The sequence below is a fragment of the Polaromonas sp. JS666 genome, from assembly GCF_900103405.1.
Taxonomy (GTDB): domain Bacteria; phylum Pseudomonadota; class Gammaproteobacteria; order Burkholderiales; family Burkholderiaceae_C; genus Polaromonas.
Genome location: NZ_FNHX01000017.1, coordinates 1 through 19,227, shown reverse-complemented (window position 1 = coordinate 19,227; position 19,227 = coordinate 1). Strand labels below are relative to the sequence as shown.

16 protein-coding genes and 1 pseudogene are annotated in these 19,227 nt (G+C 67.2%); 6 read left to right on the top strand and 11 right to left on the bottom strand.

From position 1 onward, the window contains the following. The first annotated feature begins 35 nt into the window (after window positions 1–35). Complete coding sequence (locus BLQ85_RS23100) at window positions 36–1,262, top strand: CaiB/BaiF CoA transferase family protein (RefSeq protein WP_074580315.1); 1,227 nt, start codon at window positions 36–38, stop codon at window positions 1,260–1,262. 34 nt (window positions 1,263–1,296) lie between these two features. Here BLQ85_RS23100 and BLQ85_RS23095 read toward each other — a convergent pair whose 3' ends face one another. The 11 genes from BLQ85_RS23095 to BLQ85_RS23045 all read right to left on the bottom strand — a co-directional run bounded on the left by BLQ85_RS23095 (window position 1,297) and on the right by BLQ85_RS23045 (window position 15,233). Then, entirely contained in the window at window positions 1,297–4,944 is a 3,648-nt protein-coding gene (locus BLQ85_RS23095; RefSeq protein ID WP_074580314.1) for a molybdopterin cofactor-binding domain-containing protein, read from the bottom strand. Continuing rightward, a complete protein-coding gene (locus BLQ85_RS23090; protein WP_074580313.1) occupies window positions 4,941–5,438 on the bottom strand; it encodes a (2Fe-2S)-binding protein in 498 nt (165 codons plus the stop codon). The genes BLQ85_RS23095 and BLQ85_RS23090 overlap by 4 nt, the downstream gene beginning before the upstream one ends. After that, window positions 5,435–6,589, bottom strand: coding sequence for an ABC transporter substrate-binding protein (locus BLQ85_RS23085; protein ID WP_074580312.1), 1,155 nt, complete (start codon window positions 6,587–6,589; stop codon window positions 5,435–5,437). The genes BLQ85_RS23090 and BLQ85_RS23085 overlap by 4 nt, the downstream gene beginning before the upstream one ends. A gap of 23 nt (window positions 6,590–6,612) precedes the next feature. Further along, on the bottom strand, window positions 6,613–7,350 hold the full coding sequence (locus BLQ85_RS23080; protein WP_074580311.1) for an ABC transporter ATP-binding protein: 738 nt from the start codon (window positions 7,348–7,350) through the stop codon (window positions 6,613–6,615). After that, a complete protein-coding gene (locus BLQ85_RS23075) occupies window positions 7,350–8,129 on the bottom strand; it encodes an ABC transporter ATP-binding protein (protein WP_074580310.1) in 780 nt (259 codons plus the stop codon). The genes BLQ85_RS23080 and BLQ85_RS23075 overlap by 1 nt, the downstream gene beginning before the upstream one ends. Continuing rightward, complete coding sequence (locus BLQ85_RS23070; RefSeq protein WP_074580309.1) at window positions 8,126–10,024, bottom strand: ABC transporter permease; 1,899 nt, start codon at window positions 10,022–10,024, stop codon at window positions 8,126–8,128. Before BLQ85_RS23070 ends, BLQ85_RS23075 begins: the two co-directional genes overlap by 4 nt. A gap of 101 nt (window positions 10,025–10,125) precedes the next feature. Beyond that, window positions 10,126–11,316 carry an ABC transporter substrate-binding protein gene (locus tag BLQ85_RS23065; protein WP_139201099.1) on the bottom strand — a complete coding sequence of 397 codons (1,191 nt, stop codon included), beginning with the start codon at window positions 11,314–11,316 and terminating at the stop codon, window positions 10,126–10,128. A gap of 67 nt (window positions 11,317–11,383) precedes the next feature. Continuing rightward, the gene (locus tag BLQ85_RS23060; RefSeq protein WP_074580307.1) at window positions 11,384–11,968 is read right to left on the bottom strand and encodes an amino acid synthesis family protein; all 585 of its coding nucleotides are present in this window, start codon (window positions 11,966–11,968) and stop codon (window positions 11,384–11,386) included. Between the two features lie 45 nt (window positions 11,969–12,013). Next, the gene (locus tag BLQ85_RS23055) at window positions 12,014–12,655 is read right to left on the bottom strand and encodes an amino acid synthesis family protein (RefSeq protein ID WP_074580306.1); all 642 of its coding nucleotides are present in this window, start codon (window positions 12,653–12,655) and stop codon (window positions 12,014–12,016) included. Between the two features lie 22 nt (window positions 12,656–12,677). Beyond that, the gene (locus BLQ85_RS23050) at window positions 12,678–13,589 is read right to left on the bottom strand and encodes a UPF0280 family protein (protein WP_074580305.1); all 912 of its coding nucleotides are present in this window, start codon (window positions 13,587–13,589) and stop codon (window positions 12,678–12,680) included. Window positions 13,590–13,601: 12 nt separating this feature from the next. After that, window positions 13,602–15,233, bottom strand: a complete 1,632-nt coding sequence (locus BLQ85_RS23045; protein WP_074580340.1) for a 6-hydroxynicotinate reductase — start codon at window positions 15,231–15,233, stop codon at window positions 13,602–13,604. A 276-nt stretch (window positions 15,234–15,509) separates the two neighbouring features. On the opposite strand from BLQ85_RS23045, the gene fdxA reads away from it, so the two are divergent. The 5 genes and pseudogenes from fdxA to BLQ85_RS23020 all read left to right on the top strand — a co-directional run. Beyond that, window positions 15,510–15,836: a ferredoxin FdxA gene (gene fdxA, locus BLQ85_RS23040; RefSeq protein WP_074580339.1), complete on the top strand. Its 327-nt coding sequence runs from the start codon at window positions 15,510–15,512 to the stop codon at window positions 15,834–15,836. A 55-nt stretch (window positions 15,837–15,891) separates the two neighbouring features. Continuing rightward, window positions 15,892–16,665, top strand: coding sequence for a ferredoxin--NADP reductase (locus BLQ85_RS23035; protein WP_074580304.1), 774 nt, complete (start codon window positions 15,892–15,894; stop codon window positions 16,663–16,665). Window positions 16,666–16,771: 106 nt separating this feature from the next. Then, window positions 16,772–17,470 carry a TetR/AcrR family transcriptional regulator gene (locus tag BLQ85_RS23030; RefSeq protein ID WP_074580303.1) on the top strand — a complete coding sequence of 233 codons (699 nt, stop codon included), beginning with the start codon at window positions 16,772–16,774 and terminating at the stop codon, window positions 17,468–17,470. Window positions 17,471–17,507: 37 nt separating this feature from the next. Beyond that, window positions 17,508–18,701, top strand: coding sequence for an amidohydrolase family protein (locus BLQ85_RS23025; protein WP_074580302.1), 1,194 nt, complete (start codon window positions 17,508–17,510; stop codon window positions 18,699–18,701). Between the two features lie 75 nt (window positions 18,702–18,776). Then, window positions 18,777–19,227: pseudogene (locus tag BLQ85_RS23020) on the top strand (electron transfer flavoprotein subunit beta/FixA family protein); the annotation flags it as partial.

Here is a 19,227-nt window from a genome sequence, read left to right as displayed (position 1 = left end):
CCCATTGACTGCTTCTTTCCTGGAGATTCCCACCCATGGCCTCCCCTTCTTCCGCGCTGCGCCCGCCGCCGCTCAGCGGCATCCGCGTGCTGGACTTGTCGCGCGTGCTGGCCGGCCCCTGGGCCGGGCAATTGCTGGCCGACCTGGGCGCGGACGTCGTCAAGGTCGAGAAGCCGCAGGGCGGCGACGACACCCGCGCCTGGGGGCCGCCCTACCTCAAGGACGCCTCGGGCCGAGACACCGGCGAGGCCAGCTACTTTCTGTGCGCCAACCGCAACAAACGCTCGGTCGCCATCGACATCGCCACGCCCGAAGGCCAGGCGCAGGTGCGGGCGCTGGCCGGCCAGGCCGATGTGCTGCTGGAGAACTTCAAGGTGGGCGGCCTCAAGCGCTACGGGCTGGACTACGCCAGCCTGAAGGACGGCCACCCGCGCTTGGTGTATTGCTCCATCACCGGCTTCGGGCAAACCGGGCCTTACGCGTCGCGCGCGGGCTACGACTTCCTGATCCAGGGCATGGGCGGCCTGATGAGCGTGACCGGCGGCGCGGACGGCGAGCCGGGCGCCGGCCCGCAAAAGGTCGGCGTGGCGCTGACGGACATCATGACCGGCCTGTACGCGACGGTGGCGGTACAGGCCGCGCTGGCGGAACGCGAACGCTCCGGCCTGGGCCAGCACATCGACCTGGCGTTGCTGGACGTGCAGATCGCCTGCCTGGCCAACCAGGCCTCCAACTACCTGGCCGGCGGGCAGCTGCCGCGCCGCATGGGCAATGCGCACCCCAACATCGTGCCCTACCAGGACTTCCCGACCGCGGACGGCGACATCATCCTGGCGGTCGGCAACGACGAGCAGTTCGCCCGCTTCTGCGCCGTCGCGGGCCATGCCGAATGGGCGCGGGATGCGCGCTTTGCGAGCAATGCGCAGCGCGTGGCCCACCGGGCCGTGCTGCTGCCCTTGCTGAGGCAGGCCACGGTGATGCGCAGCTCGGCGGACTGGATCGCCGCGCTGGAAGCCGCCGGTGTGCCCTGCGGCCCCATCAACCGCATCGACGAGGTGTTTGCCGACCCGCAGGTGCAAGCCCGCGGCCTGCGCATGGCGCTGCCCCATCCGCTGGCGGGCGAGGTGCCGCTGGTGGCCAACCCCATCCGCCTTTCGGGCTCGCCGGTCAGCTACCACAGGCCCCCACCGCTGCTGGGCCAGCACACGGCCGAAGTGCTGGCGCAGTGGCTGGCCGGCGACACCGCGAGCCAGCACGCCTAGGGTCTGTTAACACTGTGATTCCAAATGCGAACGGCTAGTGCTCGCCCGGCGCGGCGCGAAGGCGAGCCACCGTGGCGGGCAGGCCCTGCCAGGCGGGTTCGGCCGGCGCATAACGGCTGCGCATATAACTGGCCAGCGCCGCGACCTGGCTGTCGTCCAGGCTATGGCGGAAGGCCGGCATAAAGCCGATGTCCTTGCCGGCGGGCGCGCTGATGCCTTGCAAAATCGTGCGCAGCAGGTTGTCGGGCCGGGCGCTGTGCAAATTGCTGTTGAGCGCCAGCGGCACGTTCACGCCGAGCAGGCGGGGGCCGTCACCGTCGTGGTGGCAGGAAGCGCAGGCGCCGTTGAACAGGCGCTGGCCGGGGCCGGGCAGGCTGGTGGCGGACTGCTGCGCGGACAGCACCGCCTGCCGCGCGCGTTCGGCGCTTTCGGTCTCTGAAACCGGTTCATTAAAGGACACCAGATAGGCAGCCATGGCGCGAATGTCTTCATCGGGCAGCGCGGCCAGCTCTTTCACCACGGGCGCCATGGGGCCGGCGGCGATGCCGTGCTGCGGCGCATACCCTTGGCGCAGGTAGGCGTAGAGCTCCGAGGAGGTCCAGGGCACGGGCGCGCGCGACAGCGCCGTGAGCGCCGGCGCCTCCCAGCCGTCGACCATGGCGCCGCCCAGGAAAGCCTGGCCGCCGCGCTCAGCGCCCAGGGCGTTGCGCGGTGTATGGCAGGCGCCGCAATGCCCCAGGCCGTTGACCAGGTAGGCGCCGCGGTTCCATTCGGCACTGCGCGCCGGGTCGGCGCTGTAGGGCGAAGGGTCATGGAACATCCCGTTCCAGACGGCCATCAGGGGGCGCACATTAAAAGGAAAATCCAGCCGGGTCGCGGGCGGGGCGGAGCGCACGGCAGGCTGGGCCATCAGGTAGGCATACAGCGCGGTCAGGTCTTCATCACTGGTCCTGGCGAAGGCGGTATAGGGAAAGGCCGGGTACAGGTAACGGCCGTCGCGCGAGATGCCTTCGCGCATCGCGCGCTGGAAGGCGCTGAAGGACCAGCTGCCTATGCCTGTTTCCACGTCGGGCGTGAGGTTGGTCGTGATGATCTTGCCGAAGGGCGTGTCCATGGCCCGGCCGCCGGCATTGGGAATGCCGCCCGGCGCGGTATGGCAGACCACGCAGTCGCCGGCGGCCGCGAGCTGCCGGCCGCGCTCCAGCGTTGCCGCGGTGTAGATGGAGGCGCCGGATTGCGCCGCCGGCATCATGGGCGCGATTGCCGACCGCCCGCCCAGCAAGGCCCAGGCAACACCGGCCACGCCCGCCAGCAAGGCGCCGGCGCGCGACCAGGCGCCCAATCCCTTGGGCCATGCCGCACCTCCGGGCATGCGCACGGCCCGGCGCTCGGGCAAGGGCAAGGCGGCCGGTGGGCTTTGCGGCTCGGGGTTGAGCGCGGCGCGCACCACCTCAGGCGTGAACGGCGGCTGGCGAAAGCGCACACCGGTGGCGTCAAAAATCGCATTGGCGATGGCCGCCGTGCCCGGCACCGACGACGACTCGCCCGCGCCCAGCGGGGGTTCGCCGGGGCGCGCCATGGTGACGACTTCAATCACCGGCACGTCGCGGAAATTCAGGATGGGGTAGCTGCCCCACTCGAGGCCGACCACGGTGTTTTTTTGCGGCTCCACCGTCACCTGTTCTGTCAGGGCACGGCTGGTGGCCTGCACCACATTGCCGTGGATCTGGTGCTGCACGCCGGCCGGGTTGATCAGCGTGCCGGCGTCATGCCCGACGACCACTCGCCTGACATGCACCTCGCCGGTCTTGCGGTTGACCTCGACATCGGCCACCCAGGCGGCCCAGGCGGCGCCAAAGCCCGGCCACTTGCTGTGCACGTAGCGGGCATAAGCGAAGCCCCGGCCGTGCACAACGTCCGCCGCCTCGCCGGCCTGCCCTTGTTGCGGCCCGGTATGCGCCACCCAGCCGGCGCGGTCGGCTGTGGCGCGCACCAGCTCGGCGGCGCGCGGCTCCTTGAGGTAGCGCAGGCGAAACTCGACCGGGTCCACACCGGCGGCGGTGGCGAGTTCGTCGATATAGGATTCGTGCGCGAAGGAATTGGGCAGCGCCGACACGCCGCGCAGCCAGGAGGCGCGCAACATGGGCGGCATGTCGTTGACGGCCACGCGCAGGTTGCCGTAGTCGTAGGGCGGGCGCGCGGTGCGGTCGCCCATCTCGAAGGCCTGCGCGACCGGCTCCACGGTGCGCGTCAGCAGCAGCGCCAGCGTGGGCGCGCCGTTGGAGGGGTAGGAAGTCTGGAAGTCATAGGCCGCGACCGAGCCGTCTTCGTTGAGCCCGCCGTTGACCTGCATGAGCTGCGCGGCGCCCTTGGGCTCCCAGGCGTGTTCCTGCTCGCGGGTCAGCTGCACGCGCACCGGGCCGCCGGCGGCGCGCGACAGCAGGGCCGCGTCCGCCGCCACGTCGTCGGCGCAGTTGCGGCCGTAGCAGCCGGCGGCCTCCATGCGGATCACGTCAATGTCGACATCGGCCAGGCCGGTCAGGCGCGAGAGGTCGGCGCGCAGCACATGGGGGTTCTGGGTCCCGGCCCAGACCGTCAGGCGTTCCGCCCGCCAGTCGGCCACCGCGCACGAAGGGCCTATGGAACCATGCATCTGGTAGGGCCAGACATAGTTGCGCGCCAGCGCCTGCGCGGCACCCGCCATGGCGGCATCGACGTCGCCCTCGTCGACCAGCTTGCGCTGCGTGGACGGGTTGTTGCGTATCGCCTGCTCGAGGTCGTCCAGCCTGGGCAGCCCGGGCCAGGATTTCCACTGGACGCGCAGCTCGCGCAGGGCCTGCTCGGCCTGCTCCTCGCGCTCGGCCACCACGCCGACAAAATCGCGTATCACCACCACGGCGCGTATGCCCGGGATGTGCGCGATCGAGGATTCATCGACCGACTCCAGCGTGTTGCCGATGAAGTCGCCATGGTCGGCCCCGGCATAGGGCGGGCGCACCACGCGGCCATGCAGCATGCCGGGCACGCGCATGTCGTGCACAAAGGTTAGCGCGCCGGTGGCCTTGGCCGGGATGTCGACACGCGGCGTGCTGGTGCCCACGACGCGGTAGTCCGCCGCCGCCTTGACGGGCGTGTCCGGCGCCAGTAGGAGCTGGGTGTGCTGCCCGGCCAGCAAAGCGCCGTAGTCCACAGCGCGGCTTTCCTGCCCGATGACGCACACCCGCCCGTCCCGCACCGACAGCAGCGAGGCGTCCACCTGCAGCACGGCGGCGGCGCGCGCCAGCAGCCAGGCCCGCGCCTGCGCCGCGGCAGTGCGCAAGGGAATGGCGTGCACCTGGATGGAAGCGCTGGCGATGGTCGCGCCCTGGTTGGGCGCGCGTGTGGTGTCGCCCAGCACCATGTTGACCTGCTCCAGCGCGACATCCAGTTCCTCGGCCACGATCTGGGCCAGCGCCGTGCGCAGGCCGGTGCCAAGGTCCACATGGCCGTTGAGTGCCGTCACGCTGCCGTCGTCCCAGACGGCAACCAGGATTTCAAGGCCTTCGCGCGGGTTGCCGCTGACCAGCGCCGGCTGGCCCTTGGCCGGCGGCGGCGGCGGGGGCGGCTCGCGGCCCACCAGCAGCACGCCGGCGGCCGCGTGGAAATCCGCGCGCGTGCGCGGCGTGTCGGCGCGGCGCGTCATGCCGCCTTCCCCTGGGCCATGTTTTGCCGCGTCAGTTCGGCCGCACGCAGCACGGCCTGCATGATCTCCAGGTGGGTACCGCAGCGGCAGAGGTTGCCCGACAGCTCGCGGCGTATCTCGTCCTCGCTGGGCGAAGGGTTGCGCGCCAGCAAGGCCACCGTCATCATGATCATGCCGTTCAGGCAGTAGCCGCACTGGGCGGCCTGCGCCTCGATGAAGGCCTGCTGGACCGGATGCAGCGCCTCAGGCGTGCCCAGGCCTTCCAGCGTGGTGATCTCGCGGCCGGCCACGCCGCCCACCGGGATCACGCAGGCACGCGCGGCAATACCGTCCACCAGCACGGTACAGGCGCCGCATTCGCCGAGGCCGCAGCCGTATTTCGGGCTGTTCAATTCAAGGTCGTTGCGCAGCACCGTCAGCAGGCAGGTACCGGGCGGCACCGGCAGCGCGTGCTCCACCCGGTTGACGGACAGTGTGACGGCATTCAAGCTCATCGGATCAGGCTGCCCGCCGCGGTGTACATCTCAAGCTCCACAAAGCTGGAGCCGTTGTGGTTGCCGGGGCCGTATTCCACGCGGAAGTCGCCCACGTCGAGCGTGCCCACGCCTTCCAGGGCCGCGATGAAGTTCTCGCGCGTCAGGTTGCGCCCGGCGCGGCGCAGGCCTTCGCTGAACACCTTGGCCGCGATATAACCTTCGAGCACGGTGTAATTGTCGCCCTCCCCGGCCGACGCGCCTACCGCCTTGCGGTATTCCTTGACGATGCCGTAGCGCTCCAGCGCCGGCGAGGGCACGATGCTGGCGGTGATGACGCCGCGCAGGGCGCCGTTCAGGCGCGCGGCCGAGGCCTTGGCATCGGCCAGGCCCACCGAGATGGTGTACAGCGGCGTGCCCAGGCCGGCGCCGCGCACGTCGCGGATCAGCACCTCGGACATGGTGCCGGCCATGATCATGATGATGACGTTGGGCGAGGCCTGCTTGAGTTGGGCCGCGATGTCGGCGGCGCTTTGGGCCGTGATCGCCATGGGCAGGGTCTTCACCACCTGCAGTTTCTCGGCCTTGATGAGTTCCAGCAAGGTGTCCAGGTTGGACTTGCCGAACACACTGTCCTGGTAGACCACTGCCACCTTGTCATTGCCCACCACCGCGAGCTGCTGCGTGATGCGGGCCAGTTCGGCCTTGTAGCTGGCCCTGACATGGAACAGGTAGCGGTTGTGCTTCAGCCGTATGGAGGTGGTTCCGACCAGCGGCGCGAACAGCGGGACCTTGGCCTCTTCGGCAATCGGCATGGCCGCGATCAGGTTGGCCGTGGCCACATAACCGATCAGCGCGAACACCTTGTTCTGCTCGACCAGCGCCTTGGTGTTTTCGGCGGTGCGTTTGGGGTCGTAGCCGTCGTCGAGGGCCGTCAGCTGCAGCTTGCGCCCGAACAGGCCGCCGGCCTTGTTGACCTGCTCGAAATACAGCTCGATGCCCCGCCGGTAGTTGTTGCCGGTCGCGGCAACGGGGCCGCTGAACACGGCGGACTGGCCGATGGAGATGGCCGTGTCCGTGACGCCGGTCTCCGCGCGGGCCAATCCCGCGGCGGCCAGTGTCAGGGCCAGCAGGGCCGGGGCCAGGCGGCGTGCATGGAGGATCAGTTTCATAAGATTCCCGGTCGTGGAACGAGCTAGACACTCAGGTAGGCACGGCGCACTTCGTCATTGGCCGCCAGGTCGGCCATGGAGCCTTCATAGCGGATCTGCCCTTTCTCCAGCACATAGGCGCGGTCGGACACCAGTTCGGCAAAGTGCATGTTCTGTTCCGACAAAAGGATGCTGACCCCCTGGGCCTTGAGCTCCAGAATCATGTGGGCCATCTGCTCGACGATGACGGGAGCGACGCCCTCGGAGGGTTCGTCGAGCAGCACCAGGTAGGGGTTGCCCATGAGGGTGCGCGCCACCGTGAGCATCTGCTGCTCGCCGCCGCTCATGCGGCCGCCGGCGCGGCCCGGCATTTCACCGAGGTTGGGAAACAAGGTGAAGAGCCGCTGCGGCGTCCACAGCGGCGCTTCGCTGCCGTCGGGCCAGCGCCGCGCGGGCTGGCGCCCGACCTCGAGGTTTTCCGTCACCGTGAGGTCGGTGAAGATGCGCCTGTCTTCCGGCACAAAACCCAGGCCCATGCGGGCCGCATGGTGGGGCTCGCTTTTTGAGATGTCCTTGCCCAGGAAGGACACGCTGCCGCGCCGCTTGTCGAGCATGCCGATCAGGGTCTTGAGCGTGGTCGATTTCCCGGCGCCGTTGCGCCCCATCAGGGCCACGACCTCGCCGCGCCGCACATTGAGGCCGACGTCGAACAAGATCTGGGCCGCGCCATACCAGGCCGACAGGCCGGTGGCCTGCAACAGGACTTCCTTCGCGGTGCTCATCAGGCTGCTTCCTTTACCAGGGCTTTTTTCTCGAAGGTCTTGCCGCTGCCGAAATAGACTTCCTGGACCTTGGGGTGGTCGCGGATCTCCAGCGGCTTGCCTTCGGCGATCAACCGGCCGCGCGCCAGCACGATCATGCGGTCGGCATAGGCGAAGACCACGTCCATGCTGTGTTCGGTGAACAGCACCGCCATGCCGCGGTCCAGCACCAGCTGCTTGGTCAGGGCCATCAGCTCATTGCGCTCGCGCGGCGCCATGCCCGCGGTGGGCTCATCCATGAGCAGCAGCTTGGGGTTGTTGGCCATGGCCATGGCCAGCTCCACGCGCTTGACGTCGCCGTAGGCCAGCACGCTGCAGGGCCGGTCGGCCTGGGCTTTCATGTTGACCTGCTCGAGCAGGGCCAGCGCCTCATCGCGCTTGTGGTCCGCCGCGCGGCGCCACATGGAGAACATCTTGTGGTCCGCCGACAGCAGCGTCATCTGCACGTTCTCCACCACCGTGAGCGAGGAAAAGGTCTCGGCGATCTGGAAGGTCCGGCTGACGCCGCGCCGCCAGATGTCGCGCGGCGCCAGGCCGACGAGCTCCTGGGAGTCGAGCTGGATGGAGCCGCTGTCCGCGCGCAGCTGGCCGTTGACCATGTTGAAGGTGGTCGACTTGCCGGCGCCGTTGGGGCCTATCAGGGCCAGCAGTTCGCCGGCGGCGAGTTCGAAGTTGATGCCGTCCACCGCGCGCACGCCGCCGAACGATTTCCCCAGGCCCGTGACCTTGAGCAAGCTCATGATTTTTCTCCCGCCGCGCCGCGCCGGTTGGCCAGCAGCTGTTTGGCAAAGCCCGCGATCCCCTGCGGAAACAGCAAAACCAGGATCAGGATGATGGCGCCCAGCATGGCGCGCCAGTAGTCGGTGTTGCGCGCCACGGTGTCGTGCAGCCAGGTGAAGGTGACCGCGCCCACCACCGGCCCGACCAGGGTCTGGATGCCGCCCAGCAGCACCATCACCAGCCCGTCGATGGATTTGCCCACATGCAGGCTCTCCGGCGAAATGCTGCCCTTGGAAAAGGCGTAGAGCGCGCCGGCCAGGCCCGCGAACGCGCCCGCGATCACAAAAGCCGCCCATTGCATGCGCTTGACGTTCATGCCGATGGCGTCCGAGCGCAGCACCGAATCGCGCGCCGCGCGCATGCCGTAGCCGAAGGGTGAATACAGCATGCGGTGCATGAACAGCACCGCGCCCACCACCAGGACCAGGGTCAGGTAGTAGTAGACGCGCTTGTCGGCCAGCCAAGCGGCCGGCCAGACGCCGGTCAGCCCGTTGCTGCCGCCGGTGAAGGCATCCCACTGGTAGCAGATGGCCCAGGTGATTTGCGCAAAGGCCAGCGTCAGCATCGCGAGGTAGACCCCCGACAGGCGCACGCAGAACCAGCCGTAGACAAACGCCCCCAGCGCCGCCGCCAGGGGCGCCACGACCAGCGCCAGCTCCATGGGCATGTTCAGGCTGCGCACCAGCAAGGCGGCGCCATAAGCGCCCAGGCCGAAATACGCCGCGTGGCCGAAGGAGTGCATGCCGGCCGGGCCCATGATGAAGTGCAGGCTGGCCGCGAACAGCACCGCCACCAGCAGGTCGATCAGCAGCACGGTGACATAGGGCGATTGCGCCGCAAGCGCGGGCACCAGGGCCAGCAACAGCAGCAAGGCCGCGCCGCCGATCTTGTAGAGACGCTGCGGCCGGCGCAGGGGTTCCTCCGCCGCGCCCGCATGGCGGCTGGGCGCCTGGGGCCGGCCGAACAAACCCCAGGGCCTGGCCACCAGCACCACGGCCATGACCAGGAACTCCACCACCAGGGTCAGCTTGGAAAAAGAAATGCTGATGCCGGCGATCTCGACCAGGCCCAGCCAGATGCAGATCGCTTTGAGCTCGGCGATCAGCAGCGCCGCCACATAGGCGCCGGGAATCGAGCCCATGCCGCCCACCACGACCACCACAAAGGCGGCGCCAATGATGTTGAGGTCCATCTCGAGGTTGGCGGGTTCGCGCGGCAGCTGCAGCGCGCCGCCCAGGCCGGCCAGCAAGGCGCCCAGCGCGAACACGGCCGTGAACAGCCAGGCCTGGTTGACGCCGAGCGCGCTCACCATCTCGCGGTCCTGGGTGGCGGCCCTCACCAGCGTGCCCCAGCGCGTGCGGGTCAGCAGCAGCCAGAGCAGGCCCAGCGCGACGGGGCCGGCCACGATCAGGAAGAGGTCGTAGGAAGGAAACTGCCGCCCGAGGATGGACACCGAACCCGTCAGGCCGGGCGCGCGCGGGCCCAGCAGCTCTTCAGCGCCCCAGAACCAGAGCACACCGTCCTTGATCACCAGGCCCAGCGCAAAGGTGGCCAGCAGCTGGAACAGCTCCGGCGCGCGGTAGATGCGGCGCAGCAGCAGGATTTCCACCAGGGCGCCCAGCACGCCGACGGCCAGCGCCGCGAGCAGCAGGGCCGGCCAGAAACCCAGGGTGCTGCCCAGCGCGGCCACCAGGGAATAGGCGACATAAATGCCGACCATGAAAAAAGAGCCGTGCGCGAAGTTGACGATGCGCGTGACGCCGAAGATCAGCGACAGCCCCGCCGCCACCAGGAACAGCGAGGACGCACCGGCCAGGCCGTTGAGCAGCTGCACGATAAAGCCTGAAAAGCTCATGAATAAACCTTTTTTGCGGGAAACCGGCAGCCCGCGGCGCGGCGGCCTATCCGCCGCGCCCGGGGCTCCTGCGCACCGGGCAGGCCGGCGCGCCCGTGCTGTCAGTCGGCGGCGCGCATCTTCTTGACTTCGGCGGCGCTGGGCTGGACCTTGGCGCCGTCGATGTAGCGGTAGTCGACCATCACGCCTTTGCCGCCTTCATTCTTGGTGCGGCCCACATAAGCACCCATGGTGGACTGGTGGTCTTCCGGGCGGAACACCACGGGGCCGAAGGGCGTGCTCACATGCAGGCCGCGGAAGGCCGTGATCAGCTTCTCGGTGTCGGTGGACTTGGCTTTTTTCATGCCTTCGGCCAGGGACTTGATGGCGCTGTAACCGACGACGGAGCCCAGGCGCGGATAGTCCTTGTATTTGCCGTGGTAGGCCAGGAAGAAGGCCTTGTGCTCGGGCGTCTGGATGCCGTACCAGGGATAACCGGTCACCACCCAGCCGTTGGGCGTTTCTTCCTTGAGGGGGTCCAGGTACTCGGGTTCGCCGGTCAGCAGGCTCACGACTTCACGGCCCTGGAACAGGCCGCGGGTGTTGCCCTCGCGCACGAACTTGGAGAGGTCGGCGCCGAACAGCACGTTGAAGATTGCGTCCGGCTTGGCGTCGGCCATGGCCTGCACCACGCTGCCGGAGTCGACCTTGCCCAGGGGCGGGGCCTGCTCGGCCACGAACTCCACGTCGGGCTGGGCTGCCTTGAGCAGGGTCTTGAAGGTGGCGGCGGCGGACTGGCCGTATTCATAGTTGGGATAGACCACCGCCCAGCGCTTTTTCTTCATCGCGGCGGCTTCGGGCACCAGCATGGCGACCTGCATATAGGTCGAGGTGCGCAGGCGGAAGGTGTAGCGGTTTCCGTTCTGCCAGACGATCTTGTCCGTCAGCGGCTCGGCCGCCAGGAAGAAGAATTTCTTCTGCTTGGCGAAGTCGGTCAGCGCCAGGCCTATGTTGGAGAGGAAGGAACCCGTCAACACGTCGACCTTCTCGCGCGAGACCAGTTCCTCGGCGGCACGCACCGCGTCACCGGGATTGGCGTTGTCGTCGCGGATGAACAGCTGCACCTTCTTGCCGTTGATGCCGCCCGCGGCATTGAGTTCTTCGACGGCCAGCTCCATGCCCTTTTTGTAGGGCTCCAGGAAGGCGGGCTGGGCCTTGTAGCTGTTGACCTCGCCGATCTTGATGACGTCCTGCGCATGCGCCGTCATCATCGAAGCCATCAGACCCAGCAAGGTCACGGCGCTCAGCATCATCTTGTGGTGCGTCTTCATAAATACTCCTGTTTGTCGTGGATCGAATTGATGGCTGGCAGGCCCCGCGTCAGCGCAGCCCGTCCTCGCCCTTGATTTCGTGGACCTGCAATCCGCCCACGCGCGGTAGTGGCCGGCCACTGTCCGTGACGACGACAGCAACCACAATTTCGTTGGCGCGCGGCGCATCGGCCACGCGCGCTTCCATGGCGTCGAAGTGGCTGCGCACAAAGGCCGCATCCTTGTGCCCCAGCGGCACGTCGATGGCCGTGCCCAGGCCGCCGCGCTTTTTGCTGGACGGCACCAGGGCCGCGCCTTTTTCGACCGCCAGCCGCAGGGGCGCGCCGAGTTTTGGGTGCAGGATGGCCGCGGCGTGCTCGAGCTCGCCGGCCTCGCCCACAATCGCGGCCTTGCCGTAGCTGTGCGCCTGGCCCGGCGCGATGCCCAGGGCCTGCACGCATTTCTGGCCGAGCAGGCCGCCGAGTTCTTCGCCGATGGCGATCAGTTCGTCGAGCTTTTCCACGTAGGCGCCGGCAAAGGGGTTTTCAATCACGGCCATGGCCAGCGCCCGGCGTGTGGGCGGTGTGACGGTTTTTCCCATTTCGATCAGCGTCTCATCGACCTGGACAATGATTTTTCGGATCTTCGCGCTCATGGTGTTTCCTTATCTCAATGTGTGTGGGTGCTGCTCATGCCGGGCTCAGCGCAGGCCGTCCCATTTGGCGATCGCGCTGGCGGCCAGGCCGCCGACGCGCGCATGGATGCGCGGGCCCGTGCTCATCGCGAGGATGAAGACGATTTCGTCGGGCAGGGGCGCGCCTGGAACGCGCACCTCGATGGCGTCGAAGTGGCTGCGCACATAGCTGGCGTTGACGTGTGTCATCGGCACATCGAGCGCCGTCCCCGGCCCGCCCACTTTTTTGGTGGAAGGCACGATGGACAGCGCGTTGCCGGGCTGCCCGGTTTTTTCCTCGGCCTTGCCTTTGGCATAGGCATTGCGGTCGCCCTTCCAGCCCAGCAGTTCCCGCATGGCATAGCCGCCCGGCACATGCCAGAGCGCGCCGTGCTCAAGCTCCCCGGCCGCGCCCACGATGGCGCCCTTGCCATAACCCTCGATGCGCTCCGCCGGGACATCCATCGCGGCGCGCAGGCGCTGGGCCATGTCAATGCCGACCGGCTGCAGCGCGTCCATCATCGGCAGGATGTCGGGCTCGTAGCGGCCGGCAAAGGGGTTGGCCAGCACTGCGGCAATCGCGCCGCGCAGCAGCGGCGTGGGCGCCTCGGGGCCGAACTCGTGCCGTATTTGCTCCACGTGCGTAAAGATGCGCCTGATTTCGATCATGGTTGAAGGTCCATTCATTTCATTAAGCAAATACCGAACCAGCTTGCCGTGCGCCGCGATGGTTGTCCAGGCTTTGCACCGAAGCGCCGGCGGCGGTGGTCATGAACTGTCCCTGGCACACCAGCACCGCCGACCAGATCAGGCCGGCCGCGCGCAAGGTCTGGGCGCGCCTGAGGCCCGCGTGCAGCGCGCGGCTCACCAGCTCGGGCTCCAGCGGCGGCACCTGCACCGTGACGGGAATCGCGCCTAGGTCGCTGTCGTCCTTTAATTCGCAAGCCGGCCGGCGCAGGATGCGCGCATCGGCGACGTCCACCGCGTTGGCGATCACAGTCGCGGCCGCGTCGGCTTCGGCCGCGGTGCGCGCCAGCACGGTCACGCTGTCGGCGATGCCCAGTGAAAAGCTGCGGCCGCGCCATCCGCTGGTGGCCACGCCGCGCACCGGCAGGGCGCTGTCGACTTCGAACTGCCCGTCGGTTTGCACGCCGCCCAGGATTTCATCGACGCCCAGGCGGTCGATGTCCGCATACAGGCCTATGCGCAGCGACTGCGAAGGCGCAAGATGCAGCGCGATGTCGCCGCCGTTGTTGATCCAGGCCCGCGTGATGCCGCTTGCCGTGTAGCAGGCAACCAGCTCTTGCGCCACCGCGCCGGCCACCGCGGCCATGGGGGTGATAAAGCCGCTCCTGTAAGGCCGGCAGGCATGCCACATGCGCCGCGCCACCGGGCCGCTCAGCGGACACGGTCCTTGCACCGGCAGCCGCAGCACGGGCAGCTCGCGCACCAGTTCGCCGAGAATGCCGCCAAAGCGCTGCCAGGCCTGCTCATGCGCCGCCTCCACCGCCTGCGGGCTGCCGTTGGCGCCGATGACGATGTCCATGGGCCCATGCTGGAAATGCCAGCGGCCGTCGGGCAGTTGCGTGCGTTGGGCATTCATGGCGGGAAAGCCTCAGCCCAGCAGCGGGGGACGCGCCAGCGGCCAGGGGTTGGCGGCCGGCAGCGCGGCCCAGGCCAGGGCCGTGGGCGCGCCTTCGTTGTGCCAGGCGCCGCGGTGCAGCGCCTGCTCCAGCGTGCGCACATGGTCCATGTGGCCGCCCAGCGCGCGGTAGTCGTCCAGCTTCATGCTGAATTCAATCGGCGCGACGATGGCCGGCGTGGGCACGGTCCCGAAGCTGTTGTCCGGCATGCGCATGACGTCGGCCATCACCGTGATCCCGCCGCCCGGCCAGACATAGGCCGGCGCGCCGCCGCAGGTGACGTTCACCAGCGCGTCCTTGATGGCGCGCGTCAGCAGGACGGGGTTCTCCGTGACGCCGGCGCGCAGGCTGCCGCCGGCCCCGCCGAGGAAAAGCACGGTGGACAGCGAGGGTTCGCAGTTCTCGCCGATGCGCTCCACGATGCGGCGCACTTCGGGCGGCATCTCCTGCTCGACCGGATTCAGCGCCTCATCGAGCACATACCAGCTCGCATGCTCGCCGGTGGTGGAGGTCATCAGCAGGCGCAGGCCGGGCCAGGCCACGGACGCATCCCAGGTTTCGATGATGGACAGCGGGTCGGCGATGTCGGTGCCGCCCCAGCCCACACCGGGATTGGCGACCTGGAAATAGCGCCCCGGCGTGGACTTGCGCCCGCGCATCTTGATACCGGAAGGCGGCATGTCCAGGCAGCGGCCGGCCTGGTGTTCGGTCAGCACGCCGGTGATGTGGTCGTCGACCACGACGACCTCATCGAGCTTACCGAACAGCTGCTTGGCAAAGATGCCGACCGTGGCCGAACCGCAGCCCACGCGCATACGTTTTTCCTCCACGCCGTTCACGACAGGCGCGCGGCCCGCCTGGATCAGGATTTGCGAGCCGCCGTCGATGGTGAACTCCACGGCCTGCTTGTTGCCCAGCGCCTGCATCATCTCGACCGTTACGCGGCCTTCCTTCTTGCTGCCGCCGGTCAGGTGGTGCACGCCGCCCAGTGACAGCATCTGGGAGCCGTATTCGGCCGTCGTCACGTGGCCGACCACTTCGCCCTTGCAGCGCACATTGGCCTGCTCCGCACCCAGGAAGCGGTCGGTGTCTATCTTCACCTTGAAGCTGCAGTAGCTGAAGATCCCTTCGGTGACCACGGTGACCAGGTCCACGCCGGCCGCCTTCGACGACACGATGAAAGGCGCGGGTTTGTAGTCGGGGTAAGTCGTCGAGGAGCCGACGCCGGTGACAAATACCTCGTCGGCCAGCAACAGGTCGCCGCTCCAGGCCGGCGCCGCCGCGGGCAGGCCGTCCGCAGTGCCGTCCTTGGTCGCAGGCGGCGCTACAACCTCACGCCCCGCAAAGGAGACCAGCTGCGGCTCCGAGCCGGACAGGGTGCGGCGCAGCAGCAGCACGGGGTCCACACGCACCAGGGTGCCACCATGGTTGGCATAGCGATCGCAGGCGCCGCTGCGGCCGTCGGAAATCTGACACAACACCGGGCAGGCGTTGCACTCGATCTTCTCGCTGTTCATGCGCTCATTGCGCGGCCTGGCCTTTTCCAGCACCTGGGGTAAGCCGTCCATGCCCGGCAGGCCGTCCGTTTTTGTGTGTTCGGTCATCGTGTTCACCTTGTTCGCACCGGCCCCATCCCGGGGCGCCATTCCGGGGCGCAATCCCCAATGTAGTGCGCACTTAATTTACATGTTGCATTTGCTACATTTAAATTCAATGTAGCGGATACGGAATTGCCGCGCAATAGGATTTGCACCGCGGTCTCCAATTTATTTTTAAAAATGTTGCGGGCACTTAACTTAAATGTTGCGTTCACTACATTAATGTGGCACATTGCCTGCATCGACGATCGCCGGCCCGAACCGCCGCGCAAAGGAGTTCTTGTGACGCACGTAGTGACCGACGCCTGCATCAAATGCAAATACACCGACTGTGTGGACGTGTGCCCGGTGGATTGCTTCAAGCAGGGCCCGGACTTTCTGGTCATAGACCCGGACGAATGCATAGACTGTGCCGTCTGCATCCCGGAATGCCCGGTGAACGCGATTTACGCGGACACCGACACCCCCGAGCAGTTCAAGCCCTTCCTGGAAATCAATGCAAGGCTGGCCAAGCTGTGGCCCACCATCTCCAAGCGCACCGCGCCCCTGCCGGACGCCGAGCTCTGGAAGGACAAGACCCACAAGCTGGCGGACCTGGATCTCGGCTGAAGCCCCAGGCCCGGCCCGCGACTCTTTCACACCGACTCTCTACACCCACACCACCATGAGCGCCTTCAACGAAGAAACCGTCCTGTCCGTCCACCACTGGACCAACCGCCTGTTCACCTTCACCACCACCCGCGACACCTCGCTGCGTTTCAGCAACGGGCACTTCACCATGATCGGCCTCAGGGTCAACGACAAGCCCCTGCTGCGCGCCTACAGCATCGTGAGCCCCAACCATGAGGAGCACCTGGAATTCCTCAGCATCAAGGTGGAAGACGGCCCGCTGACCTCGCGCCTGCAGCACATCCAGGTCGGCGACAAGATCATCGTCGGGCGCAAGCCCACCGGCACGCTGGTCATCGACTACCTGCTGCCAGGCAAGCGGCTCTACCTGCTCTCGACCGGCACCGGCCTGGCACCCTTCATGAGCATCATCCGCGACCCGGCAACCTACGAGCAGTTCGAGCAGGTCGTGCTGGTCCACGGCGTGCGCCAGGCCGACGAACTGGCCTACCATGACCTGGTCGTCGAGCACCTGCCCCAGCACGAATTCCTCGGCGACTTGATCTCCAAGCAGTTGCTGTACTACCCCACCGTCACGCGCGAAGCCTACCGCAACATGGGGCGCGTCACCGACCTGATCGAAACCGGAAAGATGCAGGCGGACCTGGGCCTGCCGCCGCTGGATGCGGCGCACGACAGGGTCATGATCTGCGGCAGCCCCGGCATGCTCAAGGACCTCAAGCACATGCTGGAGGGCAAGGGCTTCACGGAAGGCAACACCTCCAGGCCGGGCGACTTCGTGATTGAACGCGCCTTCGCCGAGCAGTGAGGAAGAAGATGGCCCGGCGTTTGCTTCCGCCCTACACTACCCGGGAAATTTCTTCCCCGGCGGCCTTAGGCCCGCCCCTTTGCCAACCGCGACCGGACACCCATCCATGACAGTGAAGACCGCCAAAACCACCACGCCGCGCGCCGCGGCGCCCAAACGCGCGGCAGCCAAACGGCCGGGCGTGCGGGAGCAGGCCGCGCAGACCACGCGCGACAACATCCTGCGCGCGGCCACAAAAGTCTTCGCGCGTTACGGCTACGACGGCGGCAGCGTGGAGAAAATCTCCAAGTCGGCCAAGTCCTTCGACCGCATGATTTATTACTACTTCGGCAGCAAGGAAGGCTTGTTCATCGAAGTTCTCGAAGACATGTACCGCCGCATGAACGATGCGGAGCTCGAGCTGTCGCTGGACATCGAGCATCCCGTCGAATCCCTGACGGACGTGATCTGCTTCGTGGTCTCCTACTACAGCAAGAACCCCGAGTTCATCACCCTGCTCAACACCGAGAACCTGCACCGCGGCAAGCACATCGCCAAGTCGCAGCGCGCGCGAGATTACTCGTCGCCCGCCATCGCCATCATCCGGCAGCTGCTGGAAAGCGGGGTGCGCAAGAAAATCTTCCGCTCAGATGTCTCCGCCCGCAACGTCTACCTGCTGATCGCGGCGACGGGTTACTTTTACATCTCCAACCGCCACACGCTGTCGGCCTTCCTTGGCGAAGACCTGCAGTCGCCCGAAGCGCTGGCCCAGTGGCAGGCCTTCATCATCAGCACCGTGCTGCGCACCGTCATGCTGAACCCCTGATTCCCCCCCCACACACATCACTGAAAAGAGGCCATCCATGGCAGAAGCAGCATCGACCGGCAAGTCCGGAAAAGTCGTCATCAAAAACATCGGCTTGCTGCTGTCCGGCGACATAGACCGCCCCATCCTGGACGCCGACACCATCGTCGTGAACGACGGCCTGATCATGGCCGTCGGCAAGGCCAAGGACTGCGACATCGCGCACGCGCAGACCGTGATCGACGCGCAGCAGACCTGCGTGGCGCCCGGCTTGATCGACAGCCATGTGCACCCGGTCTTCGGCGACTGGACACCGCGCCAGAACCAGATCGGCTGGATAGACTCGACCATGCACGGCGGGGTCACCACCATGATCTCGGCCGGCGAAGTCCACCTGCCGGGGCGGCCCAAGGACATCGTGGGCCTGAAGGCGCTGGCCATCACCGCGCAGCGCGCCTTCGACAACTTCCGCCCGGGCGGCGTCAAGGTGCTGGCCGGCGCGCCCATCATCGAAAAAGGCATGACCGAGCAGGACTTCAAGGACCTGGCCGAGGCCGGGGTCACGCTGCTCGGCGAAGTGGGCCTGGGCTCCGTCAAGGCGGGCTACGAGGCCAAGGAAATGGTCGGCTGGGCGCGCAAATACGGCATCCAGAGCACCATCCACACCGGCGGCCCGTCGATCCCGGGCTCCGGCCTGATCGACAAGGACGTGGTGCTGGAGGCTGATGCGGACGTGATAGGCCACATCAACGGCGGGCACACGGCGCTGTCGGAAGCGCATGTCTGCGAACTCTGCGAGAAGTCCTCGCGCGCGATCGAGATCGTCCACAACGGCAACGAGAAGGTCGCGATCGCCGCCGCGCAGGCGGCGCTGCAGCTCAAGTGCCCGCACCGCGTCATCCTGGGCACCGACGGCCCTGCCGGCTCGGGTGTCCAGCCGCTGGGCATGTTGCGCCTGATCTCCCTGCTTTGCAGCCTGGGCAACATCCCGCCGGAGCTGGCCTTTTGTTTTGCCACCGGCAACACGGCGCGCATCCGCAAACTCAACTGCGGCCTGATAGAAGCCGGCCGCGATGCCGACTTTGTCTTTATGGACAAGGCCCAGCACTCCGCCGGGCGCGACATCCTCGACAGCATCCAGCGCGGCGACATCCCCGGCGTCGGCATGGTGATGATTGACGGCCTGGTGCGCTGCGGCCGCAGCCGCAACACGCCGCCGGCCACGCAAATCCCCCAGATCGTCGCGGCCTGAGGCTGCCTCCATTTTTTCCCCGCGCGGGGGTAGCCCTGCGCGCCATTTATTCATCCAGCATCAAGGAATTGGTCAATGAAGGTCCTGGTCCCCGTCAAACGTGTAGTCGACTACAACGTGAAAGTCCGCGTCAAATCCGATGGCAGCGGTGTCGACATCGCCAACGTCAAGATGAGCATGAACCCGTTTGACGAGATCGCCGTCGAGGAAGCCACGCGCCTGAAAGAAAAGGGCGTCGTCACCGAAGTCATCGCCGTCAGCTGCGGCGTTGCCCAGTGCCAGGAAACCCTGCGCACCGCCATGGCGATCGGCGCCGACCGCGCCATCCTGGTCGAGACCGCCGAAGAACTGCAGCCCCTGGCCGTGGCCAAGCTGCTCAAGGCCCTGGTCGAGAAAGAACAACCCCAGCTCGTCATCCTGGGCAAGCAGGCCATCGACGACGACTGCAACCAGACCGGCCAGATGCTGGCCGCGCTGCTGGGCTGGCCCCAGGCCACCTTTGCCTCCAAGGTCGAGGTCGAAGGCG